General features: G+C 65.5%; 24 protein-coding genes. 15 read left to right on the plus strand and 9 right to left on the minus strand.

What is annotated here, in order from left to right; all coding sequences use genetic code 11:
* Positions 1-78: 78 nt before the first annotated feature.
* Positions 79-918 carry an RMD1 family protein gene (locus HYH07_RS18700; protein WP_220003869.1) on the minus strand — a complete coding sequence of 280 codons (840 nt, stop codon included), beginning with the start codon at positions 916-918 and terminating at the stop codon, positions 79-81.
* A 334-nt stretch (positions 919-1,252) separates the two neighbouring features.
* Between HYH07_RS18700 and HYH07_RS18705 the strand changes: the two genes are divergently transcribed.
* Together HYH07_RS18705 and HYH07_RS18710 are read left to right on the plus strand one after the other, a co-directional pair.
* Positions 1,253-1,828: a glycosyl transferase gene (locus HYH07_RS18705; protein ID WP_220003870.1), complete on the plus strand. Its 576-nt coding sequence runs from the start codon at positions 1,253-1,255 to the stop codon at positions 1,826-1,828.
* A 77-nt stretch (positions 1,829-1,905) separates the two neighbouring features.
* Positions 1,906-2,835 (plus strand): helix-turn-helix domain-containing GNAT family N-acetyltransferase, encoded by a 930-nt coding sequence (locus HYH07_RS18710; protein WP_220004021.1) that lies wholly within the window; start codon positions 1,906-1,908, stop codon positions 2,833-2,835.
* 309 nt (positions 2,836-3,144) lie between these two features.
* Here the strand turns inward: HYH07_RS18710 and moaB are convergent, their stop codons facing one another.
* Positions 3,145-3,708 (minus strand): molybdenum cofactor biosynthesis protein B, encoded by a 564-nt coding sequence (gene moaB, locus HYH07_RS18715; protein ID WP_220003871.1) that lies wholly within the window; start codon positions 3,706-3,708, stop codon positions 3,145-3,147.
* Positions 3,709-3,899: 191 nt separating this feature from the next.
* Positions 3,900-4,841, minus strand: coding sequence for a neutral zinc metallopeptidase (locus tag HYH07_RS18720; protein ID WP_057757147.1), 942 nt, complete (start codon positions 4,839-4,841; stop codon positions 3,900-3,902).
* Between the two features lie 415 nt (positions 4,842-5,256).
* Between HYH07_RS18720 and HYH07_RS18725 the strand changes: the two genes are divergently transcribed.
* Positions 5,257-6,387 carry a site-specific DNA-methyltransferase gene (locus tag HYH07_RS18725; RefSeq protein WP_283842832.1) on the plus strand — a complete coding sequence of 377 codons (1,131 nt, stop codon included), beginning with the start codon at positions 5,257-5,259 and terminating at the stop codon, positions 6,385-6,387.
* A 231-nt stretch (positions 6,388-6,618) separates the two neighbouring features.
* Positions 6,619-6,945, plus strand: coding sequence for a hypothetical protein (locus tag HYH07_RS18730; protein WP_220003873.1), 327 nt, complete (start codon positions 6,619-6,621; stop codon positions 6,943-6,945).
* A gap of 66 nt (positions 6,946-7,011) precedes the next feature.
* On the opposite strand, the gene HYH07_RS18735 is transcribed toward HYH07_RS18730, so the two are convergent.
* Both HYH07_RS18735 and HYH07_RS18740 read right to left on the minus strand, forming a co-directional pair.
* Positions 7,012-9,021 carry a methyl-accepting chemotaxis protein gene (locus HYH07_RS18735; RefSeq protein WP_220003874.1) on the minus strand — a complete coding sequence of 670 codons (2,010 nt, stop codon included), beginning with the start codon at positions 9,019-9,021 and terminating at the stop codon, positions 7,012-7,014.
* Positions 9,022-9,176: 155 nt separating this feature from the next.
* Positions 9,177-9,620, minus strand: coding sequence for a nuclear transport factor 2 family protein (locus HYH07_RS18740; RefSeq protein WP_220003875.1), 444 nt, complete (start codon positions 9,618-9,620; stop codon positions 9,177-9,179).
* A 92-nt stretch (positions 9,621-9,712) separates the two neighbouring features.
* On the opposite strand from HYH07_RS18740, the gene HYH07_RS18745 reads away from it, so the two are divergent.
* A complete protein-coding gene (locus tag HYH07_RS18745; RefSeq protein ID WP_220003876.1) occupies positions 9,713-10,627 on the plus strand; it encodes a LysR family transcriptional regulator in 915 nt (304 codons plus the stop codon).
* A gap of 141 nt (positions 10,628-10,768) precedes the next feature.
* On the opposite strand, the gene HYH07_RS18750 is transcribed toward HYH07_RS18745, so the two are convergent.
* Positions 10,769-11,389: a glutathione S-transferase family protein gene (locus HYH07_RS18750; protein ID WP_220003877.1), complete on the minus strand. Its 621-nt coding sequence runs from the start codon at positions 11,387-11,389 to the stop codon at positions 10,769-10,771.
* A 127-nt stretch (positions 11,390-11,516) separates the two neighbouring features.
* Here HYH07_RS18750 and HYH07_RS18755 point away from each other — a divergent pair, with 127 nt between their 5' ends.
* Positions 11,517-12,794 carry a flavin-dependent oxidoreductase gene (locus HYH07_RS18755; protein ID WP_220003878.1) on the plus strand — a complete coding sequence of 426 codons (1,278 nt, stop codon included), beginning with the start codon at positions 11,517-11,519 and terminating at the stop codon, positions 12,792-12,794.
* A gap of 177 nt (positions 12,795-12,971) precedes the next feature.
* Here HYH07_RS18755 and HYH07_RS18760 read toward each other — a convergent pair whose 3' ends face one another.
* Complete coding sequence (locus HYH07_RS18760; RefSeq protein WP_220003879.1) at positions 12,972-13,391, minus strand: PaaI family thioesterase; 420 nt, start codon at positions 13,389-13,391, stop codon at positions 12,972-12,974.
* A 52-nt stretch (positions 13,392-13,443) separates the two neighbouring features.
* Positions 13,444-14,562, minus strand: a complete 1,119-nt coding sequence (gene mutY, locus HYH07_RS18765) for an A/G-specific adenine glycosylase (protein ID WP_220003880.1) — start codon at positions 14,560-14,562, stop codon at positions 13,444-13,446.
* Between the two features lie 122 nt (positions 14,563-14,684).
* On the opposite strand from mutY, the gene HYH07_RS18770 reads away from it, so the two are divergent.
* The 9 genes from HYH07_RS18770 (at position 14,685) to HYH07_RS18810 (ending at position 24,890) form a co-directional block, all read left to right on the plus strand.
* Entirely contained in the window at positions 14,685-15,176 is a 492-nt protein-coding gene (locus tag HYH07_RS18770; RefSeq protein WP_220003881.1) for a DUF721 domain-containing protein, read from the plus strand.
* A 135-nt stretch (positions 15,177-15,311) separates the two neighbouring features.
* Complete coding sequence (locus HYH07_RS18775) at positions 15,312-15,983, plus strand: DsbA family protein (protein ID WP_220003882.1); 672 nt, start codon at positions 15,312-15,314, stop codon at positions 15,981-15,983.
* Positions 15,984-16,199: 216 nt separating this feature from the next.
* Positions 16,200-19,664 carry a chromosome segregation protein SMC gene (gene smc / locus HYH07_RS18780; protein WP_220003883.1) on the plus strand — a complete coding sequence of 1,155 codons (3,465 nt, stop codon included), beginning with the start codon at positions 16,200-16,202 and terminating at the stop codon, positions 19,662-19,664.
* 150 nt (positions 19,665-19,814) lie between these two features.
* Positions 19,815-20,795, plus strand: coding sequence for a small ribosomal subunit Rsm22 family protein (locus HYH07_RS18785; RefSeq protein WP_220003884.1), 981 nt, complete (start codon positions 19,815-19,817; stop codon positions 20,793-20,795).
* A 140-nt stretch (positions 20,796-20,935) separates the two neighbouring features.
* Positions 20,936-21,496, plus strand: a complete 561-nt coding sequence (locus HYH07_RS18790) for a LemA family protein (RefSeq protein WP_128953324.1) — start codon at positions 20,936-20,938, stop codon at positions 21,494-21,496.
* A gap of 32 nt (positions 21,497-21,528) precedes the next feature.
* Positions 21,529-22,797 carry a M48 family metallopeptidase gene (locus HYH07_RS18795; protein WP_220003885.1) on the plus strand — a complete coding sequence of 423 codons (1,269 nt, stop codon included), beginning with the start codon at positions 21,529-21,531 and terminating at the stop codon, positions 22,795-22,797.
* A gap of 196 nt (positions 22,798-22,993) precedes the next feature.
* The gene (locus HYH07_RS18800) at positions 22,994-23,746 is read left to right on the plus strand and encodes a hypothetical protein (protein WP_057757117.1); all 753 of its coding nucleotides are present in this window, start codon (positions 22,994-22,996) and stop codon (positions 23,744-23,746) included.
* Between the two features lie 60 nt (positions 23,747-23,806).
* Positions 23,807-24,475 (plus strand): hypothetical protein, encoded by a 669-nt coding sequence (locus tag HYH07_RS18805; RefSeq protein WP_220003886.1) that lies wholly within the window; start codon positions 23,807-23,809, stop codon positions 24,473-24,475.
* A gap of 82 nt (positions 24,476-24,557) precedes the next feature.
* Positions 24,558-24,890 (plus strand): GIY-YIG nuclease family protein, encoded by a 333-nt coding sequence (locus HYH07_RS18810; protein ID WP_220003887.1) that lies wholly within the window; start codon positions 24,558-24,560, stop codon positions 24,888-24,890.
* A gap of 6 nt (positions 24,891-24,896) precedes the next feature.
* Here the strand turns inward: HYH07_RS18810 and HYH07_RS18815 are convergent, their stop codons facing one another.
* A complete protein-coding gene (locus tag HYH07_RS18815) occupies positions 24,897-25,436 on the minus strand; it encodes an adenine phosphoribosyltransferase (protein WP_220003888.1) in 540 nt (179 codons plus the stop codon).
* Positions 25,437-25,442 lie beyond the last annotated feature (6 nt).

Consider the following 25,442-nt stretch of genomic DNA (forward strand, 5'->3'; position numbering starts at 1 on the left):
GGCGCAAGTGCGCCTTTGCCCACCCTACGAGACTTCGCTCGCCGAGACATCCGGCACGACAACGCGCAGGCTCAACGCTCAGTGAGCCCCCGCAAAAATCTGGACACACCCGATCACGACTTCGATCACGATCAGCACCACCACCGCGATTTCGAGCCGCAGTGAGCGTTGCGTGTCGATGATGTCGGTCAGCGCGTCGGCGGTCTCGGAAATAACCGTGAGCTTGCGCTCCAGCGTGTCGAGGCGCTCCTTCAGCTCGTACTCATCTTCGAGACGCGCATAGAGCCGGTCGAGCTGGGGTTTTTCCCAGAGCGCATCGGGCTTCTCGGCGACCGCGACGCGGCCGGCGACGCGCTGCTGCACCAGCAGCGCATTGCCGATCAATTGCAGGATGCCCTTGCGTCGCCGCGACGTCCGGCCCTTCTCGGCAAGCTCCCGCGCAAAGGGCTCGATGACATCGAAGACCGCAGCGACACGACGTTCGTCCCGCGCCAGTGACGTGCTCTTGGCGAGCGCGTCCGCGATCAGCAGCAGTCGCTCGTCGGAGAACTTGGAGAGGCAGATCGGCCCGCCCGGCTGGATCGCCTCGGCGCTTTCGTCCTTGCACAGCTGCGCCTGGGCGATCTCCTCCTCGATCGGGCTGAGCTCGCCGGTCACGCGGGACTTCAGGCTGTCGAGCAGCACCTTCTCCTCCGAAGGGAGGAGGCCGATCAGCACCACGACGCCGTAGCGGAAGATCACGGCGAGGCCGCCATGGACGCGAAACGCCGCCGGCGTCGAGGACACGAGGGTGCCGAGTTCGAGGTTCGAGGCGTTGATGCGTTCGCCGAGCATCACGGCGCGGATCCGCAAGGTCGGCGCGGGGTCCGGCTTCGGCGATGTTGACAGCGCACCAACGGGAAGTTGATCGACGGTCATTGGACATCTCGCTCTGCGCGGCGGCACTTGAACTTTTTTCCCACTTGAACTTTTTTCTCATCAGCAAGGTTCGTGTCAGACTACCGATGCACGATGGCTCGCGCGACGACATCGACCGAGAAAACCCGCGCTGAAGGTCACGAACCCGTCACTCGCCGAAATATTCGGCAATATGACCACCCTGCGCGCGACACATTCGGCTGCGGTGGACCGGCGGTGTTTACCATCGCACGACCAAACGCCGCCGAAAGTTGCACTCGGCATCGCTGCGTGTTTATGACAGTATCATAACGAGTTACGCTTCTCCCGAAGTGCTGATATCGAAGCCTCAATCATGCTGAGCGTCATCATAGCAACTGAAGGCGTCGAGCAGACGGCGGTCGCAACTCTGGCCGCGCTGGTCCCCGGCGCCGCAGCGGGCATCATCAAGGAAGTTTTGCTGGTCGACGGCGCCCGCAACGGCGTCATCGAGCGCGTTGCCGACGTCGCCGGCTGCCGTTTCATCGGCTACGAGGGAACTTCGCAGGGCGCAGCGCTGGCCGCCGGCGCGCTCCAGGCCCGTTCGCCGTGGCTGATGTTCCTCCCAGCCGGCGCGGTGCTGGACACCGGCTGGATCGAGGAAACAACCCAATTCATCCAGGCCGTCGCGGCCAGTGGCCGGGACCGCGCGGCCGTGTTTCGCTACGCGCGTTCGCCCTACGCAAATACCGGTTTTCGCGACCTGCTGTGGTTTGTGGCGCGCAAGCTGGTCGGCCCGCTCGGCGATCAGGGGCTTTTGATCGCGCGCGACCATTACGACCGGATCGGCGGCTATCCACCCCAGGCCCGCCGTTCCGAGGCCCGGCTGCTGCGGCGGCTCGGCCGTTCCTCCCGGACGTTGCTGCGCAGCCGGATCGTCATGGTCGGGTGAGGCCATCACATACTTGCCAAAGTCAAATAATTATTTGACAATGGCAATTATTGAGGTGTCCCATGCCAATCAGTTCCATGGCTATCAACGGTGTCGACGACCAGATCGCAGCGGTGCGCGCTTTCAACCGCTTCTATACCCGCAAGCTCGGGGTGCTCGACCAGCACCTCGGCAAGAGCCCGTTCTCGCTGAGCGAGGCCCGCGTGCTCTATGAGCTCGCGCATCGCGACGACGCTTCGGCGAAGGAGATTGGCAACGAGCTCGGCCTCGACCCCGGCTATCTCAGCCGCATCGTCCAGAGCTTCGACGAACAGGGGCTGATCACGCGCACGCCCCTGCCCGCGGATCGCAGGCAGTACCAGCTCAGCCTCACCACCAAGGGCCGCCAGGCCTTCGCCAAGCTGAACCTGGGCTCGCAAAACGAGGTTGCCGCCATGCTGGCCCGGCTCTCGGCCGGCGATGCAGCGCGGCTTACCCAGGCGATGGCGACCGTCCAGGCCGTCCTCGAGCAACGCCAGAGCCAGCCCGCATCCGTCGTGCTGCGCAGCCACCGCGTCGGTGACATGGGCTGGGTCATCTCCAAGCAAGGCGCCGCCTATGCCGCGGACTACGGCTGGGACATCAGCTACGAGGCGCTGGTCGCCGAGATCTGCGCACAGTTCATCAAGTCTTACGACGCCGCACGCGAGCATTGCTGGATCGCCGAATTGGATGGCGAGCCGGTCGGCTCGGTCTTCCTGGTCAAGGCCACCGACGAGCTCGCCAAGCTGCGCCTGTTGCAAGTGGAGAAGAAAGCGCGCGGCCTCGGTGTCGGCCGCGCGCTGGTCGAGCAATGCATCCAGGGCGCGCGCGAGCGAGGCTACAAAAGGATGACGCTGTGGACGCAGAGCATCCTGGTCGCCGCCCGCGGCATCTACAAGAGCGCCGGCTTCGAGCTGGTCGCAACCAAGCCGCATCACAGTTTTGGGCATGATCTTGTGGGCGAGACCTGGGAGATGGATCTGTAGCGATATCGCCACAACCGAGGTCTCGTGGGGTGGGTTAGGCGAAGCCGTAACCCGCCACGCTTCCGAAGATGCCGATCGAAGATGGTGGGTTACGCTCAACGCCTGCGCTTTGCGCAGCCGCTGAGCTAACCCACCCTACGAACCTGGAAAAAATCTCCGGCGAGTCTGGTCTCGTAGGGCGGGCAAACGCGCACTTGCGCCGTGCCCACGGACCCAGCATTACGGAAAGAGATCGTGGGCACGCTATCGCTTTGCCCACCCTACGATGCCTTTGGCTTGGCTTGCGAACGGGCTTGCGCGCCGGCGCAGCTACACCGTCGCGCCCTGCGCTTTCGGCCGGCGCAGGTGCTCGTCCAGCCGCGGCATGATTTCGACGAAATTGCAGGGGCGTGTGCGGTAGTCGAGCTGGCTTGCGAGGATGCCGTCCCAGCCATCGCGGCAGGCGCCGGGCGATCCGGGTAAGCAGAAGATGTAGGTCGCACCCGCAACGCCTGCGGTGGCGCGGCTCTGGATTGTCGAGGTGCCGATCTTGGCATGGCTCAGCATGTGGAAGGCGATCGAGAAACCATCCATGCGCTTTTCGAACAGCGGCTCGATCGCCTCCGGCGTGACGTCGCGCCCGGTGAAGCCGGTGCCGCCGGTGGTGATGACGACATCGACGCTGCTATCTGCGATCCAGCGGCGGATGACGGCGCGGATGGCCTCGACATCGTCGGTGACGATCTCGCGCGCGGCGAGATGATGGCCGGCTGCTGTAAGCCGGTCGACGAGCGTCTGTCCGGATTTGTCATCGGCCAGCGCGCGCGTGTCGGAGACGGTGAGCACCGCGATGTTGAGCGGGATGAACTGCTTGGATTCGTCGATGGAGGCCACAATTTTGCTCCTGCTTCCTCAAGCACTGCCGTCATCCCGGGACGAACGCACTTGCGTTCGCCCTCGAGGAGCGAACCTTGCGATGCAGCGCATCGCAAGGTGAAGCCTCGAAGGATGGCTTACGGGCTCCGCCCTCCTTCGAGGCTCGCCGAAGAGGCGAGCACCTCAGGATGACGCCACTAATAGCCGTGCTACGGCCCGCCGCCGCCGAACGTGTTGCATGCCTGCAGCGTGCCCTGCTGATAGCCGGTCATGAACCATTGCTTGCGCTGCGCGGCCGAGCCGTGGGTGAAGGAGTCAGGCACCACACGCCCCGTCGCCTGGCGCTGCAGCGTATCGTCGCCGATCGCGCTCGCCGTGGTCAGCGCGGCGTCGATGTCGCCGGCCTCGAGGAAGTTCGGACGCTTCTTCGCTTCGCGATTGACCCAGATGCCGGACAGACAATCGGCCTGGAGCTCGACCTTCACCTGCAGCGCGTTCGACTCGGCCTTGCTGCTGGCCTGCTGCTGCAGCCGCGTCACCTTGGGGATGATGCCGAGCAGGTTCTGGATGTGATGTCCGGCCTCATGCGCGATGATGTAGGCGGTGGTGAAGTTGCACGCCGACTTGCCGGAGCAGCCGCGGAAGCGCGTCTCGACCTCGCGGAAGAACGAGGTGTCGAGGAAGATGGTGCGATCCGGCGGGCAGTAGAACGGCCCCATCGCCGACTCGGCCCGGCCGCAGCGGCCGCCATTGGTGGCGTTGCGGAACAGCACGACCTTCGGACCGGTGTAGGACTGGCCGCTCGCCTGGAAGATCTCGCTCCAGCGATCGTCGATCTCGCCGAGGATGCCCGAGATCATGCTGCCCATCTCGTCGGTCGGCGCGCCGCGCTTGGCCTGACTGGACGGACGGTCGCTCTGGTAGCTCGGCGCCTGGCCGCCACCGGTGAGGATCTCGGCGCCGCCGATCAGGATGCGCGGGTCGATGCCGAAGGCGTAGCCGACCAGACCAAGCACGATGATGGTGCCGATGCCGAGCCCGCCACCGCCCATCGGCAGACCGAACCCGCCGCCTCCGCCGCCGAATCCTCCACCACCGTCGTCGCGACGATCCTCGATATCGTCGCTGCGGCGGAAATCATCGTAACGCATGGCGGGCTTCCCTTAGGTCGGCGATCATACGGCGCGGGCACGCGGAAATGCGAAAACCTTAACGCGCCACATACCTAAAATTTCCATTGCGTTAATCAATATCCCGCTCGGCAATTATTGCCTAGTGCGACAGCCTGCGACGCCAGCAATTTTTTCCGAGGGCCGAGCATTTTTTTCCGAGAGGAATTTGAGAGTCTTTTGCAGATCCAGCCACCCCCGCAACGCGAAGAAACGCGAAACACACTATAAAACACGGCAATTGCGCGCGGCTTCTCGCATGCAACAGGCGATGCGGGGCCTGCTCACGAAAGCGGCGGGTTAAGTCGATTTTTACTTTGCCGCTCCATTGTAACGGCCAGTCGGTTGTTTGGTCCCGCGTCGCCGACAGCGTCGCCTGAGTCAGAGTTCTTGAGTCATGGTAGTGTCGCGTCGCGGGGCGTCTGCAAAGGCGCCCCGCACAAATTTTGAGTCCGCTTCGCACAGCATCATTGTCGGCGATTGCGTCGCCGAGATGTCGAAGCTTCAGGCCGGCTCGGTCGATCTCGTGTTCGCCGATCCGCCCTACAATCTGCAGCTCAAGGGCGATCTCAAACGCCCCGACGAATCCCATGTCGATGCCGTCAACGACGACTGGGACAAGTTCGATTCATTCTCCGCCTATGACGATTTCACCCGCGCCTGGCTGCTCGCCGCGCGCCGCGCGATGAAGCCGTCGGCGACGATCTGGGTGATCGGCTCCTATCACAACATCTTCCGCGTCGGCGCGATCATGCAGGACCTCGGCTTCTGGCTCCTGAACGACATCGTCTGGCGCAAGACCAATCCGATGCCGAATTTCCGCGGCCGCCGCTTCACCAACGCGCACGAGACCATGATCTGGGCCGCGCGTGACGAAAAGGCCAAGGGCTACACCTTCAATTACGAGGCGCTGAAGGCGGCCAATGAGGACGTGCAGGCACGCTCCGACTGGCTGATCCCGCTCTGCACCGGCGAGGAACGCCTCAAGGGCGCCGACGGCAAGAAAGTGCATCCGACGCAAAAGCCGGAAGGCCTGCTCGCGCGCGTGCTGCTGTCCTCGTCCAAGCCCGGCGACCTCGTGGTCGATCCCTTCAACGGCACCGGCACCACCGGCGCGGTCGCCAAACGCCTCGGCCGTTCCTATATCGGCTTCGAGCGCGACAAGACCTATGCCAAGGCCGCAGAGGCGCGCATCGCCGCGGTCGAGCCGCTGCCGGAAGAGAGCCTTGCCCCGTTCATGACCGCGCGCGAGGCGCCGCGCGTGGCGTTCTCCGAATTGATCGAGCGCGGCATGATCATGCCCGGCACAAAACTGTTCGACGCCAAGAAGAAGCTGGGTGCGCTGGTGCGTGCCGACGGCGCCATCATGCTCGGCGACAAGGTCGGCTCGATCCACCGCATCGGCGCGGTGGCGCAAGGCGCGCAGGCCTGCAACGGCTGGACCTTCTGGCATGTCGAGACCAAGAAGGGTCTCAAGCTGATCGACGAGCTGCGCGCCGAGATCCGCGCCGGCATGGTGGCGGAGTAGTATCCTCCGCGCGCGTAGGGTGGGCAAAGCGAAGCGTGCCCACGTCCTGCCCGATTGATGCGAAGACGTGGGCACGGCGCTTCGCGCCTTTGCCCACCCTACGGCACTGCGGCCCAATGGATTCCGGGCTCGCGCCAAGCGGCGCGCCCCGGAATGACATAGTGTTGATTGGACGCTGTCGCCATCAGGATTACCTTTGAGCCATCAAACCGTCATGACGGTCCGGCTCCCATGCGACGACAGTCCGAGACCTTGCTGCTGGTGCCGCTGCTGCCGATCTTCCTGGTCGGCATGTTTCCGATGTTCCTGATCGCCCTGCTCGGCTTTTTCGGCCTCGCTTTGTTCGGCGTGCTCGTGATCTGCGTCGGGCTCGCGAGCAGCAACGAGGCGCACGACAATTTCAATCACGATGTCATCGTGCACGGCTACGCACGGGGCTCGGAGCGCAAGGCGCGCGTCTCCGACATGCATCTCGCGGCCAAGCTCGGGCTTCGCCTGGAAGCGGTCGGCGCCGCGATGATCGTCGCGGCCGGCATCGGCTTCGTCTATGCCGGCTGATCTGCGCACCACGCAGACACCGCCCGGCAAACCCGCTGTCGCTCTCCCCGGCCACGCTCAGGCACCTTAGGCAGCCTTGACCGACGCGATGAACTTTGCGACCTCGGTCTTCAATCGGTTGCTGTCTGTCGACAACGAGCGCGCCGCCGACAGGACCTGCGACGAGGCCGAGCCGGTGTCGGCCGCGCCGCGCTCGACGTCGCGGATATTGGTCGAGACGCGCTGGGTGCCGTGCGCGGCCTGCTGGATGTTGCGGGAGATCTCCTGCGTCGCTGCGCCCTGCTCTTCCACGGCAGCGGCGACCGCCGAGGAGATTTCCGACAGCCGCTCGATGGTGCCGCTGATCTCCCTGATGGAGCCGACCGACTCTTCGGTCGCGGTCTGGATGCCGGAGACCTGCTGGGCGATCTCGCCGGTCGCCTTTGCGGTCTGCTCGGCCAGCGCCTTGACCTCGGAGGCGACCACGGCAAAGCCGCGGCCGGCCTCGCCCGCGCGCGCGGCCTCGATGGTGGCGTTGAGCGCCAGCAGATTGGTCTGGCCGGCGATGGTGCTGATCAGCTCGACCACGTCGCCGATGCGGGCAGCCGCCTTGGAGAGCTCGCTGACGCGGGCGTTGGTCTTGCTTGCCTGCTCCACCGCCTCGCCGGCGATGCGGGCGGAGTCCTGGACCTGACGGGCGATCTCGCTCACCGAGGACGAGAGCTCCTCGGTCGCCGAGGCGACGGCCTGGACGTTGGCCGAGGCTTCCTGCGATGCGGAGGCGACTTCCGTCGACAGGTCCTGGGCGCGCGTCGCCGTCGTCGTCAGCGTGCCGGCCGAGGCCTCGAGCTCGCTGGAGGCCGACGACACGGTGTCGACGATCTCGCCGATCGCCTGCTCGAACTGGTCGGCGAGGCGGACCATGTCCTTCTTGCGATCCTGGGCCTGCCGCGCCTCGCTCTCGGCCTGCTCGTGGCGCAGGCGCTCGGTGTCGATCATGCTGTCCTTGAACACCTGGATCGCCTTGGCCATGTCGCCGATCTCGTCGGTCTTGCCGCGCGAGGGGATATCGACCGCGAGGTCGCCGCCGGCGAGCCGGCCCATCGCGCGCGTCATCGAGGTCAGCGGACCGACGATGCTGCGGGCGATCAGGAAGGCGACGATCACGCTGAATACGACCGCAAGGCCACCTGCGGCCGCCTGAATCCACGTCGTGCTGGCGATGACGCCTGCGGCGATCGCTCGCGTCTTCTGGGAGTCGGCCGTGAGCTCGGCATCCGCGACCTTGAGCTTGTCGATGCTTCCGGCGATCAAGGGCGCAATGTTGTTGCGGTAGGTCTCCTCCGCCACGAGGATTGCGGCGGACGTCGCCTCGAACGCCGCCTGGTAGGACGAAAGCGAGGCCTTGACGGGCGCGAGCGCAGACTTGACCTGCTCCGGCAGGGTGGCGTCCTGGAGCGCCGTGATCCGTTGCTGCGCCCTCTCGGTATTGGCTCTGAAGGTCGAGGACGCCTTGGAATCGCGCATGGCGAGGAAGCGCCAGCTCGCCAGACGCGCCTGCAGGATCTTGGACTCGAGGTCGGCGACGGGCGCGGTGATCTCGGGATCGTGGGTGCCATGCGCCGCAATGACCAGCTTGCCGGCATAGGTGTTCAGTTCCTCGCCACCGGGTAGCAGGGCGGCCTTGCCTTTCGTCGTCTCCTTGACCGCTGCGCCCATGCGCTGGCGCAGCGCCTGCAGCTTGTCGATATCGCCGATGAGGCCGTCGTAGATCTTGCGCCCCTCCTCGGTGAAGGACGCCGCCGAGGCCGCTTTCAGCAACTCGACCGCCGCCGCCTCCCGCTCCGCGGCCTCCTTGAAGGCGGGTTCGTTGGCGTCATAGATGTAGCGCAGATTGGCCCGTTGCAGCGCCTGGAGATGGACCGATATCTCCCGAACGCGCGCTGCATTGTCCGAGAAGGCGGACATTTTCGCGACCTGGTCCTGGACCGTCCGGAGGTTCCAGACGGCAACCACGGTCATGATCAGGCCCACGGCGGCAAGAGCCGTGAACCCGGCGTAAAGACGTCCCCGGATTCTCAAACGAATGCCCCGCATGATGCCACCCCCCGGATTCGAGCAGCCGAACGTCCTAACGGCGTTTCTCGCTGCGCGGCGACACAATGAGGCACACTTGTTAATTGTGTCCTTCCTGCTCGGGCGGAGGCGCCGAGGAGCGGGCGCCTGCCAAGCAACCGCCCGCCGCAGCCGGATCAGCCAGCGGCCCCGATTGCTGCTTGCGGGAACCGGCCCAGCACCTTCTCGGTCAGCACGGAGTCGCAGTACTCGCGGATCTCCTTGATCTTGCCGTCCTCGAACCGAAACACCAGGCAATAGTCGTTGTCGTAGCGCACGCCCTCCGGCGTGACGTTGTCGCCCTTGGCCTCGACCACGACGATGTCGCCATCGGCAATGAAGCGCTCGGCGACCGTGCGCGTGCGCTCGCGCAGGCGGGAGCGCACATAGCCGTGCAGATCCCTGAGGATCGCGTCCCTGCCAGTGAAGGTGCGCGACCAGGAATACTGTCCGGTGACGATCCATTTGGCGTCGTCGGCAAGGCTTGCGCTGAACAGCGACCGGTCGCGGACATCAGCGTCGGGGCTGGCGACGGCGGCGAAAATATCCTGCATCAGTTTCTTGTTGGCGGCAGCGCTCATGGCGGCATCTCCTTGTCATGGCAACACGGAGAACCTTGCCGCCGTGCTGAGAATTCTTCAAATCGATAGCGAATATGATATCTATTCGCCTCATGAATTTGAACTCGCTCGATCTCAACCTCCTGACCGCACTCGACGCGCTGCTGGGCGAGGCCAATGTCAGCCGCGCCGCCATGCGCATCGGGCTGTCACAGCCGGCCACCAGCCACGCCCTGCAGCGGCTGCGCGATATCTTCGCCGACCCGCTGCTGGTGCGAACCGGCGCACGGATGGAGCTGACGCCGCGGGCGCAAGCCCTGCGCGCGCCGCTGGCGCAGGCGCTGGACCAGGTGCGCGGGCTGTTCGTGCCCGAGGAATTCGACGCCGCGCGCAGCGAGCGGCAGTTCCGCCTGATGATGCCTGATCTCGCGGTCGAGCTATTGATGCCGCCCTTGATGGAGAAGGTCACGCGCCTTGCGCCCAATGTCCGCATCGACGTCGTGCCGTGGCGGGGACCGGCGATCTTTCACGCCGAATTCGCCCGCACCATCGACCTCGTGATCTCGATCGGCAACGCCTTCAAGGGTTTTCATCGCCAGCTGCTCTACACCGACAGCGATGCGCTGGCGGTGCGGCGCGGCCACCCGCTTGCGCCAAAGCTGAAGCGGCGCGAGGCGTTCCTCGCCGCGCGCCATCTCGGCGTGATCATCCGCGGCCAGCCCGAGGACCTGATCGACACCTGGCTGCGCAGCAAAGGCATCGAGCGGCACATATCGCTGGTGGTCTCGGGCTATCTCGAGGCCCTGCACGTCGCCGCCCGGACCGACCTCGTCGCCTTCGTGCCGCGGCGGCTGATCGCCGCGCTGTCGAAGCAGCTCGGCCTCGTCACAGTCGCGCCGCCGCTCGATCCCGGGATCGACGAGCAGTTCATGTTCTATCCGACCCGGGCGCAGATGGACCCGGGCTCGATCTGGCTGCGACGCTTGATGCTGGAGACGGGGCGGGAGTTGGAGAAGAAAGCTTCGTAGGGTGGGTTAGACCTGCGGCTGCGCAAAGCGCAGTCCGCTGGGCGTAACCCACCACTTCTGTTTCCGCCGATAGTGAAGAGGTGGGTTACGCCGAGCAGATGCGCTTCGCGCATCTGCAGGGCTAACCCACCCTACGAGACTTCACGCCTTCTGCGCGTCCATCACCTTGCGCACGGCGGGGCGGTCCGACATGCGCTTGAAATGGTCGGCGATCTTCGGCGTGGCGTTGATGTCGACGCTGTCGCCTTCGAGCCAGTGCGAGAGCGTGTGGAGATAGGGATCGCAGACCGTGAACTGATCGCCCATCACCCAGGGCCCTTTGAACATCCTCTGCTCGATCAGCTTGAAGCAGGCGCCCATGGTCTGCGGCACCATCGCCTTCATGTCGGCGAACGAGCTCTCCTGCGTCGCCCAACGCGCGCCGCGCAGCTTGTGGGCGTGATTGATGTGCACGGTCGAGCACAGATAGGAGTTGAAAGACTGCACCTGGGCGAAGTCGAAGGGATCGTCGAGCGGCGCGAGTTTCGCCTTCGGGAAGGTTTGCGCGATATAGGCCAGCATCGCCGGCGTCTCGGTGAGGACGCCGCGGTCGGTCACCAGGGCCGGGACGCGCCCCTTCGGGTTGATGGCGAGATATTCCGGGCTGTTCTGCTGATTGTCCTTCAAGCTCAGCCGTTCGGCCGTGTAGTCGGCTCCGGCCTCCTCCAGGGTCATGTAGGTGGCGAGCGCGCAGGTGCCGGGGGCGTAGTAGAGCTTGAGCATGTCGGACCTCATGGGAAAGCCGGACGTTAACGGCTGTTGCCCCCGAGGTCTAGAGCACGACATCCTCTTCGCAGTTGCCCACATCCGCCCGCCTGTGCCAAGACGCCTGCAATCGGAGGGGTTTGTCATGACGGTCCTCATCGCCGGCGGCGGCATCGGCGGGCTGACGCTCGCGCTCAGCCTGCATCAAATCGGCGTGCCGGTAAAAGTGTTCGAGAGCGTCGCGGAGCTGAAGCCGCTGGGCGTCGGCATCAACGTGCTGCCGCATGCGGTGCGCGAGCTGATCGAGCTCGGGCTGCTGGACAGGCTGGATGCCAGCGGCATGCGGACCCGCGAGCTCGTCTATTTCTCCAAGCACGGCAAGCCGATCTGGAGCGAGCCGCGCGGGCTGGAAGCCGGCTACAAATGGCCGCAGTTCTCGATCCATCGCGGCACGCTGCAGCAGATCCTGCTCGATGCCGCAATCGAGCGGCTCGGCCGCGAGAACATTTTGACCAGCCATCATCTGACCGGCTGGACCGAGACGGCCAGCGGCGTGCGTGCCGACTTCATCGACAAGGCGACCGGCAAGGCCGCAGGCACATATGAAGGCGCGATCCTGATCGCCGCCGACGGCATCCATTCCGCCGCGCGCGAAAAGCTCTATCCGAACGAAGGCCCACCGATCTGGAACGGCCGCATTCTCTGGCGCGGCGTCACCCCTTCGAAAGCCTTCCTCACCGGCCGCACCATGATCATGGCCGGCCACGAGATCCTGAAATTCGTCTGCTATCCGATCTCGAAGGAGCCGGACGCCGCAGGCAACCACCTGATCAATTGGGTCGCAGAGCGGCACATGCCGCCGACCTATCAATGGCGCCGCGAGGACTATAACCGCACCGCGCGGCTGGAGGAGTTCCTGCCCTGGTTCGAGAGCTGGACATTCGACTGGCTCGACGTGCCCGGCCTGATCAGGAATTGTCCGCACGCCTACGAGTATCCGCTGGTCGACCGCGATCCGGTCTCGCAATGGACCTTCGGCAAGGTGACGCTGATGGGCGATGCCGCGCATCCGATGTACCCGATCGGCTCGAACGGCGCCTCGCAGGCGATCCTCGATGCCCGCACCATCACCCGCGAGATCCTGGCGCATGGCCCGACGACCGCAGCTCTGCTCGCCTATGAGGCCGAGCGGCGGCCTGCGACCACCGATCTCGTGCTGCTCAACCGCAAGAACGGCCCCGAGCAGGTGATGCAGCTCGTCGAAGAACGCGCGCCTGACGGCTACAAGGTCGTCACCGACGTGCTGTCACAGAAAGAGCTGGAAGGCATCGCCGCGAACTACAAGCGCGTGGCGGGCTTCCAGGTCGAGGCGCTGAACGCCAAGCCGCCGATCGTGAGCAAGAACGCGCGGGTGGAGGTGTGAGCTCTATTCGCGCATAGCGCGGATTTTTAGGCTTCGTCATGCCCGGGCTTGTCCCGGGCATCCACGTTCTTCATTCTGCTCGGCAAGGCGTGGATGGCCGGGACAAGCCCGGCCATGACGGGGCGGATGCTTTGGCGCTCCAACACCAACATCGGATGCGGAGCTGCAGGGGATCCCTCACTTCACCACCCTCGCCGCCTCCAGCAATCGCTCGCTCGCGCTGGCCGTCGCCAGCACCGTGCCATCCCCCGTCATCAGCTTGGCCTCGACGAACGCGATGGTCTTGCCGAGCTGCGTCACCCTGGCTTCGCCGATGATCGGACCAGGCTTTGCGGGCGCGAGGAAATTCACGGTCATGCTGATGGTGGTGGTGTAGAGGCGGCCCTCGCTCATCACCAGCACCGCCGGTCCCATCGTGTCATCGAGCATTGCCGAGAGCATGCCGCCCTGAATGAAACCGGCCGGATTGCAGAATTCGGGTCTGCCCTCGAAGCCGAGCTTGATCCAACCCTCGTCGGGACGCGCGTCGAGCAGGCGCCAGCCGAGCAGCTCGGCGCAGGGCGGCCTCTTGAAGTTGTCGAGCGCGGTCTTGACCATTAGCAACCTCCGTATCGCATGCTGATAGCGCAGCGCTGCTGCCAGCGTGCTGTCAGGAAGCTGGCCCCGATGAAAGGTCCAGCGCGTGCGCGATCACCTTGCGCATGACGTTTGGCAGCGCCTCGTCGGCCAGCGTCGCGATCGGCACCCAGCGCATACCCGCTGGTGCCCGCGTGCGGGCGTCGGCCTTCGCGGTGTAGACCACCAGCTCCAGCGGAAAATGCGTGAAGACGTGGCTGACGACGCCCAGCTTGCGCTGCCAGCGTGACAATCGCTTCATAACAGGCGCCTGCTGTTTCGCGGTCGCATCGTCTTGGCCCGCCAGCCAGTCCGAGCCCGGCACCTCGGTCATGCCGCCGAGCAGGCCCTTTTCGGGCCTCGAGCGGACCAGCAGCTCATCGCCACGCGTGACGACGAAGGCAGCGCCGCGCCGCAGCGTCCCGCTCTTCTTCGGCGCCTTGCGCGGAAACGTCTCCTGCGTGCCCTGCGCGCGCGCCACACAATCCTCGTTCAACGGGCATAGTGAACAGGCCGGTTTCTTCGGCGTGCAGATCGAGGCGCCCAGATCCATCAGGGCCTGGGCACTGTCGCCGGCACGTGCGTTGGCCAGCAGCGTCGCTGCCATCCGCTGGATCAGCGGCTTGGCCTGCGGCAGCTCCTCCTCGACCGCATACAGGCGCGACACTACGCGCTCGATATTGCCGTCGACAGGCATGGTGTGGCGGTCGAACGCGATCGCGGCAATCGCCGCCGCCGTGTAGGGCCCAATCCCCGGCAGCGCCCGCAGCCCCTCCTCCGTATCGGGGAAGACGCCGCGATGCTCGCGCGTCACTGCGACCGCACAGGCATGAAGATTGCGCGCACGCGAATAATAGCCGAGCCCGGCCCACATCCGCAGCACGTCATCAAGCGAGGCGGTTCCCAAGGCCGTGACGTCAGGCCAGCGCGCGACGAATTTCTCGAAATAGGGCCCGACCGCCTTCACTGTGGTCTGCTGCAGCATGATCTCCGAGAGCCAGACGCGGTAGGGATCCGACGTCTCGCCGGGCGCGGCGCGCCAGGGCAGCCTGCGGCGGTGGCGGTCGTACCAGGCGAGCAACTCGACTGGGCGCGACACGGTCTCTGACGGTCTGGGTTCCGATGTCGCCATCCGGGCGGATTTGGTGCTCATACTCTCACAGTAGCGACAACGCACCGGCCTCTCCACGTCATGCCCGCGCTCGTCGCGGGCATCCACGTCTTTCTTCGCTGCGGGGAGTCTGCCGGTCGCACGCCGGAGTGCTATAAGGCCCCATGGCCAAATTCCCCCCCAAACCCGGGCCCATCAGCGCCAAGCCGCTCGGGATCCTGCTCAACGACGTCTTTGCCGAGGCCTATGCCAAGCAGGGATTTGCGTCGCGCGAGCTGGTGACGCGGTGGGCGCAGATCGCGGGACCCGAGATCGCCGCCCATGCCGAGCCGCTGAAGATGCAGTGGCCGCGGCCCGTGGAGGGCCAGCCGCAGGAGCCGGCGACGCTGGTGCTGCGGGTCGAGGGGCCGATGGCGCTGGAAATCCAGCACTCGGCCGACGTGATCCTGGAACGGGTCAACCGCTTCTTCGGCTGGAGCGCGGTCGGCAAGCTCGCCTTCCGCCAGGCTCCCTTGTCGCGGCGCCGGGTCCGCAAACGACCCGGCCCGCCGGACCCCAAGGCCGTCGCCAAGGTGGCGGAGAGCCTGGGCGATATCGAAGATGAGGAATTGAAGACGGCGCTGGCGCGGCTCGGAGCCGCCATCAAGCGAAATTGAGCCTCATTCCCGGGCTATTCTGGACCCGTTGCTGCCGCTCGCCATTGCCTCAAACCACGTTTCAAGCTAGCGACAGGCCGCCCGGGAACCTCGATACGCACCTCGGGCAAGACCACGCCAATTCGGGAGCCGACCTTGATCATCACCCGCCGCGCCTTCACCACGATGCTGTCGCTGACCGGTCTTGCCGCGCTCGCCGGGCTCTCGCCGCTGCGGTTCATCTCCGAAGCCTTGATCCCTGAAGCCATGGCGCAGGACGCCGCAGCCGTGGCCAAGCCCGTATCGCTGCCCGACATGGCGCTCGGCCCGAAGGACGCCGCTGTGACCATCACCGAATTCGCCTCGATGACCTGCCCACACTGCGCGGCCTTCAACGAGCAGGTGTTCCCCAAGATCAAGTCGGAGTACATCGACACCGGCAAGATCCGCTACGTCTTCCGCGAGTTCCCGCTCGACATCAAGGCCGCTGCGGGCTCGATGCTGTCGCGCTGCATCGCCAATGGCGACGCCGCGAAATACTTCGCCGTCACCGACATGCTGTTCCGCCAGCAGAACGACTGGGTGGCGAAGAACACCACGGAGACCCTGACGCGGATCGGCAAGCAGGCCGGCCTCACCCAGCAGCAGGTGGAAGCCTGCCTGAAGGACCAGGCGCTGCTCGACAAGATCGCCGCCGACCAGAAATACGCCAGCGACGTTCTCAAGGTGGATTCGACGCCGACCTTCTTCATCAACGGCGAGAAGATCAAGGGCGAGGCTTCGTTCGAGGAGTTCGCCAAGAAGATCAATCCGCTGCTGAAGAGCTGATTCGCTCGTCAAGATCCTGATTCGCATCTCGAAAGCCGTATCTTTCCCGGCATAAATCCCTTGGGAAAAGCGGCTTTCGCTGGTTGCCCTCGCGGCGCACCGCGGCCATTGTCCGCCGCATGAGGCGCCCCGCGCGACTCGCCCAGACAGCGACATTGCCTTCCATGGTATTGTCCGGGCAGGGGGATTCGCGCCTGCCAACAGAGATGCGTGCTTATGAAAATCACCCGCCTGCGCCTTCACGGCTTCAAGTCTTTCGTTGAGCCCACGGACTTCGTCATCGAGCCTGGCCTCACCGGCGTGGTCGGCCCCAACGGTTGTGGCAAGTCGAACCTCGTCGAGGCGCTGCGCTGGGCGATGGGTGAAACCTCCTACAAGAGCTTGCGCGCCGCCGACATGGACGCGGTGATCTTCGCCGGTTCCGGCAACCGTCCGGCGCGCAACCACGCCGAAGTGACGATGACGATCGACAATGCCGATCGCACCGCGCCGGCGGCGATGAACGACAGCCAGATTCTCGAAATCTCCCGCCGCATCGAGCGCGAGGCGGGCTCGGTCTATCGCATCAACGGCCGCGACGTGCGCGCCCGCGACGTGCAGATCCTGTTCGCAGATGCCGCCACCGGCGCTCGCTCGCCGGCCCTCGTCCACCAGGGCAAGATCGGCGAGATCATCCAGGCCAAGCCCGAGCAGCGCCGCCGCGTGCTGGAAGACGCCGCGGGCGTTGCCGGTCTGCACGCCCGCCGCCACGAAGCCGAGCTGCGGCTGAAGGCGGCCGAGACCAACCTTACCCGCGTCGAGGACGTGATCGGCCAGCTCGCAGGGCAAATGGAAGGCCTGAAGAAGCAGGCCCGCCAGGCCGTGCGCTATCGCGAGGTCGCGGCCAAGGTCCGCAAGGCGGAAGCGACGCTCTTCCATCTACGCTGGATCGGCGCCCATGCCGACGTCAACGAATCCGGCCAGACGCATGACCTTGCCGTGCGCGAGATGGCCGAGCGCACCCAGCATCAGGCCGAGGCCGCGCGTATCCAGGCGATCCGCGCCGCCGAAATGCCGGCGCTGCGCGATGCCGAGGCGCGCGCCGCCGCAGGCCTGCAGCGCCTGACCAATGCCCGCGAGCAGCTCGACCGCGAGGAAGAGCGCGCCAAGGAGCGCGTCGCCGAGCTCGAGCGTCGTCTCGCCCAGTTCGAAGGCGATATTTCCCGCGCTCAGCAACAAACCATGGATGCCGACGTCGCGCTGCAGCGGCTCGACACCGAAGACGCCGAGCTGAAGGAAGAAATCAAGTCGCGCGTCGAGAAGCGTTCCGGTGTCGACGAGCGTGTCGCCGAAGCCGAGGCGGTGCTGACCGAGACCGAGCAGCAGTTCGCCGAGCTCACCACCGCGCTCGCCGACCTCACCGCCAAGCGCAACCAGCTCGAGGCCAACGTCCGCACCCACCGCGACAAGCTCGCCCGCCTCGACCACGAAATCGCGAATGTTGCCGCCGAGGAGCAGAAGCTCGCTGCGGAGACCGGCGGCTTCGGCGACCTCGACGAGCTGACCGCCGCGGTCGAGAGCGCCGAGCAGACGCTGGCGGCTTCGGAAGCGGCAGCTCAAGCGAGCGAAGCCGCGCATGTCGCCGCACGCCAGACGCTGGAAGCCTCGCGCTCGCCGCTGGTCGAAGCCGACAAGCGCGTGCAGCGGCTCGACACCGAGGCGCGCACGATCTCGAAAATCGTCAACGGCGAGACCAAGAATCTGTGGCCGCCGATCATCGACGGCATCACGGTCGACAAGGGCTTTGAAAAGGCCATCGGCGCCGCGCTCGGCGACGATCTCGATGCGCCGATCGATCCCTCGGCACCGATGCGCTGGACCAATGTCGGCGTCACCGAGGGCGATCCGGAGCTGCCCGAGGGCGTCACCCCGCTCGCCAACCATGTGCAGGCGCCGGCCGAGCTGACGCGCCGCCTGGCGCAGATCGGCGTGGTGCCGCGCGAGCGCGGGGCCGAGCTGGTCGCCCAGCTCAAGACCGGCCAGCGACTGGTCTCGCCCGAGGGCGATGTCTGGCGCTGGGATGGTTTTGTCGCCGCCGCGCACGCCCCGACTGGCGCGGCACGGCGCCTCGCCGAGCGCGCCCGCCTCGTCGACATCGAGAACGAGCTGGAGCAGGCCCGCATCGACGCGCAGATCAAGCGCCAGGCGCTGGAGAATGCCGAGTCCGAGCTGCAGATGGCGGCGAGCACCGAAGGCGCCAGCCGCGAAGCCATGCGTGCCGCGCAGCGCGAGCTGAACGTCGCGCGCGAGCGCCATGCCGCCGCCGAGCGCGAGATCAGCCGCCATGCCGCGCGCAAGGCGACACTGTCGGAAGCGCATAGCCGTCTTGCCGCCGACCGCGCCGAGGCTGAAGCTGCCTACGAATACGCCGAAGCCGGCATCAGCGAGCTGCCGTCGAGCGAGGACACCGAGACGCGTCTCGCCGCGGTGCGGAGCGACATCGAAAACCACCGCCGCATCGCCGCTCAGGTCCGCGCCGAGGCGCAGGCCCTGGCGCGCGAGGCTGAGCTGGCCGACCGCCGCGTCCAGGCGATCCTCGCCGAACGTACCGAGTGGCAGAACCGCAAGGAAAGCGCGGCTTCCCACATCGACACCATCCAGGCCCGTATTGCCGAACTCACGATCGAGCGCAGCGAGCTCGAAAACGCGCCCGCATTGTTCGCCGAGAAGCGCAGCGCGCTGATCACCGAGATCGAATACGCCGAGAACGAGCGCCGCATGGCCGCCGACGCGCTCGCCACCGCCGAGACCGCGATGGCCGAGACCGATCGCGTCGCCAAGCTGACGCTTGAGGCTTTGTCGAGCGCCCGCGAGGCCACCGCCCGCGCCGAGGAGCGCATGGAAGGCGCGCGGCGCCGGCTCGAGGATATCGAGCGAGAGATCCGCGACATGCTGGAAGTCGAGCCGCAGGCCGTCGCCGGTCTTGCCGAGATCGAGCCCGGCGCCGAGCTGCCGCCGCTGCACGACATCGAGGAAGACCTCGAAAAGATGCGCCGCGACCGCGAGCGCCTCGGCGCCGTCAATTTGCGCGCGGAGGAAGAGCTGCGCGAGGTCGAAACCCAGCACACGGGCCTCGTCACCGAACGCGACGATTTGGTCGAAGCCATCAAGCGACTGCGCCAGGGCATCCAGAGCCTCAACAAGGAGGCGCGCGAGCGGCTTCTGACCTCGTTCGAGGTCGTCAACAACCACTTCAAGCGCCTGTTCGTCGAGCTGTTCGGCGGCGGCGAGGCCGCGCTGCATCTGATCGAGAGCGACGATCCGCTGGAGGCCGGTCTCGAAATCATCGCCAAGCCGCCGGGCAAGAAGCCGCAGACGCTGTCGCTGCTGTCGGGCGGCGAGCAGGCGCTGACCGCAATGGCGCTGATCTTCGCGGTATTCCTCACCAACCCCTCCCCGATCTGCGTGCTGGACGAAGTCGACGCGCCGCTCGACGACCACAACGTCGAACGGTACTGCAACCTTCTGCACGAGATGACCGGCTCGACCGACACGCGCTTCATCATCATCACGCACAACCCAATCACGATGGCGCGGATGAACCGCCTGTTCGGCGTCACCATGGCCGAGCGCGGCGTCTCCCAGCTGGTCTCGGTGAGCCTCGCCGAAGCCGTGGACATTCTCGACCAGAACGTGGCGTGAGTCCGCAGTCGCGCCGCACCCATTGACGTCATCATCCGCCTTGTGCGCAAATTGCGCACTGGAGCGGATGATCCAGTACGCCGCGGCTGCTCGGTTGACGGCACTGTCTCGGAGTACTGGATGCCCCGCCTTCGCGGGGCATGACTGCGGATGATGATAGCCCCCAACCTCCCCGCCGAACTCAAGGCCGCGCTCGACGCCAGGCTGCAGGGCTTTTCCCGCACCGACGCGGCACAGCGGTCACAAAAGATCTCGACCACCTATCGCGCCGGCGGCGGGTCCGGCACGATCAAGTCGGAGGCCGATGCACTTGCCTATGCGCTGGCGCGGATGCCGGCCACCTACGCGGCCGTCGCTGCGAGCCTGAGCGCGCTGGCTGAGATCGCGCCCGATTTTGCACCGGAAACATTGCTCGACGTCGGCGCAGGCCCGGGCACCGCGAGCTGGGCCGCCGCGGAAGTCTTTTCCTCGCTGCAGGATTTTACGCTGCTCGATGCCAACGCGCCCCTGAGCCGGCTCGCGCTCGAGCTGGCGCGCGACAGCACGCGCCTCGCCGACTGCCGCCATTTGCCCGGCGATGCCGCCACCAACCTCGCCGAGGTCGCACAATCCGATCTCGTCGTCGCGAGCTACATCATCGGCGAGATCAGTGAAGCCGACCAGCGCAAGCTCGCGGAGGCGATGTGGGCCAAAGCGCGCCGCGCACTGGTGGTGATCGAGCCCGGCACGCCTGCCGGCTACGACCGCATCCTCGCGCTGCGCGCGCAGTTGATCGCGCAAGGCGCCTTCGTCGCCGCGCCCTGCCCGCACGAAAAACCGTGCCCGCTCATCGCACCCGACTGGTGCCATTTCAACCAGCGCCTGCCGCGCTCCCAGGCGCACCGCCAGATCAAGGGCGCCGAGGTGCCGTTCGAGGACGAACGCTTCATCTACGTCGCATTGACCCGCACGCCGCCGGCAATCCGCGCCGCACGCGTGCTGGCGCCGCCTGAGGTCGGCAAGGTCGAGGTCACGGCAAAGCTTTGCACCGGGGACGGTGTCGACATCGCGAAAGTCCCGCGGCGCGACAAAGCGGCCTACGCAAGCGCCCGGCGCTGGCGCTGGGGCGAGGCCGTTATTGCCGAAAGTTAACCTCGGTTCAGGGCTTTCTCCTTGAACTTGGATGGTTCCTGTTCCGACCAAGCCTTACCTTCCCTCTGCGCCGGGGCTCTCGCCCTGCGCCAATTTGGTCTACCCTAGCGCCCGCCTTCTTCCCTCTTCAGGAGTCCTCCATGTCGACCGGCTGGATCGTTCTCGGCGTCATCGTCGTCCTCGTGTTCCTGGCGTTCAGCGCCTACAACCGGCTGGTGGCGCTGGGCCAGCGCGTCAGCCAGGCCTTTGCCGATGTCGACGTGCAGCTCAAGCAGCGTCATGATTTGATCCCGAACCTGGTCGAGACGGTGAAGGGCTATGCCTCGCACGAGCGCGGCACGCTCGACGACGTCATCAAGGCGCGCAATTCGGCGATGTCGGCGCAGGGACCGGCGCAGGTGTCCGCGGCGGAAAACCAGCTCTCCGGCGCGCTCGGCCGGCTGATTGCGCTGTCGGAGGCCTATCCGGACCTCAAGGCCAACGCCAATTTCCAGCAGCTCGCGAGCGAGCTCTCCGACCTCGAAAACAAGATCGCCGCAAGCCGCCGCTTCTTCAACAACGCGGTCCAGGAGTACAACACCGGCATCCAGCAGATGCCCGCCGCTTTGTTCGCCGGCATGTTCGGTTTCACCAAGAAGGACTTCTTCGATCTCGGCACCAGCCGCACCGAGGTCGAGGCCGCCCCTCAGGTGAAGTTCTGATCTGAGCCGACAGGCCGGCAGGGCAACGCGTCATGGCCGCGTATGGTCTCTACACGCACATCGCCTCGAACAAGTTTCGTTCGATGCTGCTGCTCGCCGGCCTGTTCGCGCTGGTCTATGTGCTGGTCTTTGCCGGCGCGCTGGTTGCCGAGGTCGTCACCAATGGCAACGGCACCGTCGCCTATTATCTGAACCGGGGCTTCCACGACCTCATTGTCGCTTTCCCGTTCGCGACGGCCGCGGCGATTGCCTGGATCGCCATTGCCTATTTCTTCCACCAGTCGATGATCGACGCGGTCACCGGCGGCCGCGACGTCACCAGGCAGGAGGAGCCGCGGCTCTACAATCTCCTGGAAAATCTCTGCATCTCGCGCGGCATCACCATGCCGAAGCTGAAGATCATGGATTCTCCGGCGCTGAACGCGTTCGCGACCGGCCTCAATCCGCGGCAATATGCCGTCACCGTCACCACGGGTCTCCTGAAAGCGCTTGATGACCAGGAGATCGAGGCGGTGCTCGGCCACGAGCTGACCCACATCAAGAACGGCGACGTGCAGCTGATGGTGGTCGCCGTGATCATCGCCGGCGTGGTCGGCTTCTTCGGCGAATTGTTCTTCCGCCTGTTCACCAATTTGAGCTGGAGCTCCGGTGGCGGATCGTGGTCGTCGGGCTCCTCCTCGTCGTCCCGCTCGTCCTCATCGTCGAGCGACAACAAGAATTCCGGCGGCGGCGCGATCATCGTCATCATCATCGCGGTCGTGCTGATCGTGGTGGCCTGGCTGGTGTCGCAGGTGGTCAAGCTCGCATTGTCGCGCTCGCGCGAATATCTCGCCGATGCCGGCTCGGTCGAGCTGACGAAAAACCCCGATGCCATGATCTCGGCGCTACGCAAGATCGAAGGCCGCGGCGAATTACCGGGCGCAACCTCCGCAGTGATGGAGCTGTGCCTGGACAATCCGCGCGAAGGCTTTGCCGATCTGTTCGCGACTCACCCCTCGGTGCAGTCCCGCGTCGACGCGCTGGTCAAGTTTGCCGGCGGCCATGATCCGGGTCCGCTGCCGCCGCCCGCTGACGAGACCGAGCGGCCCGAGACCGACGCGCCCGAGGCACAGGGCGATCCGCAGAGTGCCCCTCCTCCAATCCCGCATGGCCCGTGGAACGATGCGACCAACCCGCCCGGTCCGCCGCCAGTGCCCGCGCCGAGCTCCGCTGGAACCGCTGCAGCCGATCCGCTGGGCCCTCCGGGCAATTCCACGGGTAATTCTATGGGTAAATCTATGGGTCCCTGGGGCCGTCATTGAGCGAGCCATTCGTGACGCCTTGCAGCCGGTTTCACGGCGCTTGGGAAAAACTCCAGGAATTGCAGCTGGGCTGCGCCAGAGATTTGAATTCTCCCTTGTTTCTGCCATGTTCGCGCCCAACAGCAGACTCGGGACATTGATTTGGGGCCCGGCCGATTGCGACCTCGCGATCGGGGGCGCGCGTTAGGGGACAGCAATGGCAAAGCCGGCGGTAGTTGTGGTGGGCGCGGACAAGGGCGGGGTCGGCAAGACCACGGTATCGCGCACCTTGCTCGATTATTTCTCAGCCAACAACGTGCCGACGCGCGCCTTCGATACGGAGTCGCCGCGGGGAACACTGAAGCGCTTCCACCCCGAGATCACCGAGATCGTCGACATGACGACGACGGCCGACCAGATGAAGATCTTCGACACGCTCAACGCCGTCAGCCCTTCGGTCACCGTCATCGACGTTCGCGCCGGCCTGCTCTCGCCTGCGCTGGCCTCACTGCGCGACATCGGCTTCCTCGACGCCGCCAAGGCCGGGCAGATCACCTTTGCCGTGTTCCACATTCTCGGACCTTCGATCGCCTCGCTGGAGGAGATCGCTGAGACCGCCGGCTTCATGGGTGGTGCAAAATACTTCCTGGTGAAGAACTTCATCAACGACACCCAGTTCTTCCAGTGGGACCAGGCGACCTATAATTCCTACTTCCACCGCATCAAGGACGCGACCGAGCTGACCATCCCGAAGCTCAACGAAATGGCCTATGAGCAGGTCGAGGTATCCTCGGTCCCGTTCCTGAAATTCGTCGCCAACAAAGGCATCCACGACGAGGCCGCGAACTATTCGTTCGTGCTGCGCGGCTATGTCCGGCATTGGCTGGCGAATGTCTGGAGCGAGTTCGACCGGATCCGCCTGACCGACATCGTCGGTTCAAAACCCGTCACCCGCAACAGCGAAAAATAGTTGCGCTAGCAGAGCTGATACGGCTGGATTGGGCGGTGACTTCGCTCAGATAATAGCGTGATGCCCGCGACGCCGCTCTACATCATCTGCTCGCCCCGCCCGCAGGTCGGCAAGACGCTGCTGGCGCGGCTATTGAGCGAATTCCTGCTGCTCAAGAACGGTAATGTCGCGGCCTTCGACGTCAATCTGAAGGAGCCGTCGCTGCTCGACTACCTGCCGAAGGTGACCGAGACCGCCGACGTGGTCGATACCTTCGGCAAGATGCAGCTGATGGACCGCGTCATCATCGATGACGGTCTTGCCAAGGTCATCGACCTCGGCTTCCATGCCTTCGACGAATTCTTCAAGATGACCGACGAGATCGGCCTGCTCAAGGAAGCGGCGCGCCGGCATGTCGCACCACAGATCCTGTTCGTCGCCGAAACCGACCGCGTCTCGGCCCGTGCCCATGAGATGCTGCGCCAGCAGATCCCGCGGATGAACCTGATCACCGTCGACAACGAGTTCGTCATCCGCGGCGAGCTGCCGCCCGCGATGGAAAGCGGCCGGCTGTTCCGCCTTCCCGCGCTGCCCGGCTTCCTCAAGACCTATATCGACCGGCTGAGCTTCTCCTTTACCGGCTATCTGCGCCAGGAGAAGGATTCCTCGACCGAGCTGCACCAGTGGATCCGGCGCAACTACCTCGCCTTCCGCGAGCTCGAGCTCAGCTTGATCCTGCAGCGGTCTTGAATTTATTTTATCCGGGTAATATTGACGCTGGGCGGCGGTCCCGGTACAAGGCTGCGCGACAACGCTCTCAGCAAGGATCCCCGTGAGCATCGACCGGAAAGCAGCCATCGCCGCCTACAAGGAGCGGAAGACCGTTGCGGGCATTTTCATCGTCCGCTGTGCGGCCTCCGGCGAGGTCTGGGTCGGCCAGGCCCCGAACCTCGAGACCATCCAGAACCGCATCTGGTTCACGCTGCGCCAGGGCGGCCACCCCTGCCACAGCCTCCAGGCCGCCTGGAACGCCCATGGCGAGGCTGGCCTGAGCTTTGGCGAATGCGAGCGGCTGGAGGATGAGGAGAGCGCTTACGTCAGGAACGCGCGGCTGAAGGAGCGCGCGCTGCACTGGCAGGCGGAGCTGAAGGCCGAGGCGATCTGAACCGCCTCAATGCCCCTCGAACGTCATCAGCGTGCGCACCGGCACGTCCATGGTGCGCAGCTTGGCGGCGCCGCCGAGCTCGGGCAGGTCGATGATGAAGCAGGCCGCGACGACATTGGCGCCGATCTGGCGCAGCAGCTTCACCGCGCCTTCTGCGGTGCCGCCGGTGGCGATGAGATCGTCGACCAGGATGACGCGCTCCCCGGGCTGGATGGCGTCGACATGCATCTCCATCTCGTCGATGCCGTATTCGAGCGAATAGGCGATGCGCACGGTGGTGTGCGGCAGCTTGCCCTTCTTGCGGATCGGCACAAAACCGGCCGAAAGCTGATGCGCCACGGCGCCGCCGATGATGAAACCGCGCGCCTCCATGCCGGCGACCTTGTCGATCTTGTTGCCGGCCCAGGGATTGACGAGCTCGTCGACCGCGCGGCGGAAGGCACGCGCATCCGCGAGCAAGGTGGTGATGTCGCGGAACATGATCCCCGGCTTGGGATAGTCGGGGATGGTGCGGACGCTCGCCTTCAAATCGTGGTCAAAGGTCATTGGTGC

Source organism: Bradyrhizobium sp. BR 10261 (assembly GCF_019455395.1).
In the GTDB taxonomy this organism is placed as follows: Bacteria; Pseudomonadota; Alphaproteobacteria; order Rhizobiales; family Xanthobacteraceae; genus Bradyrhizobium; species Bradyrhizobium manausense.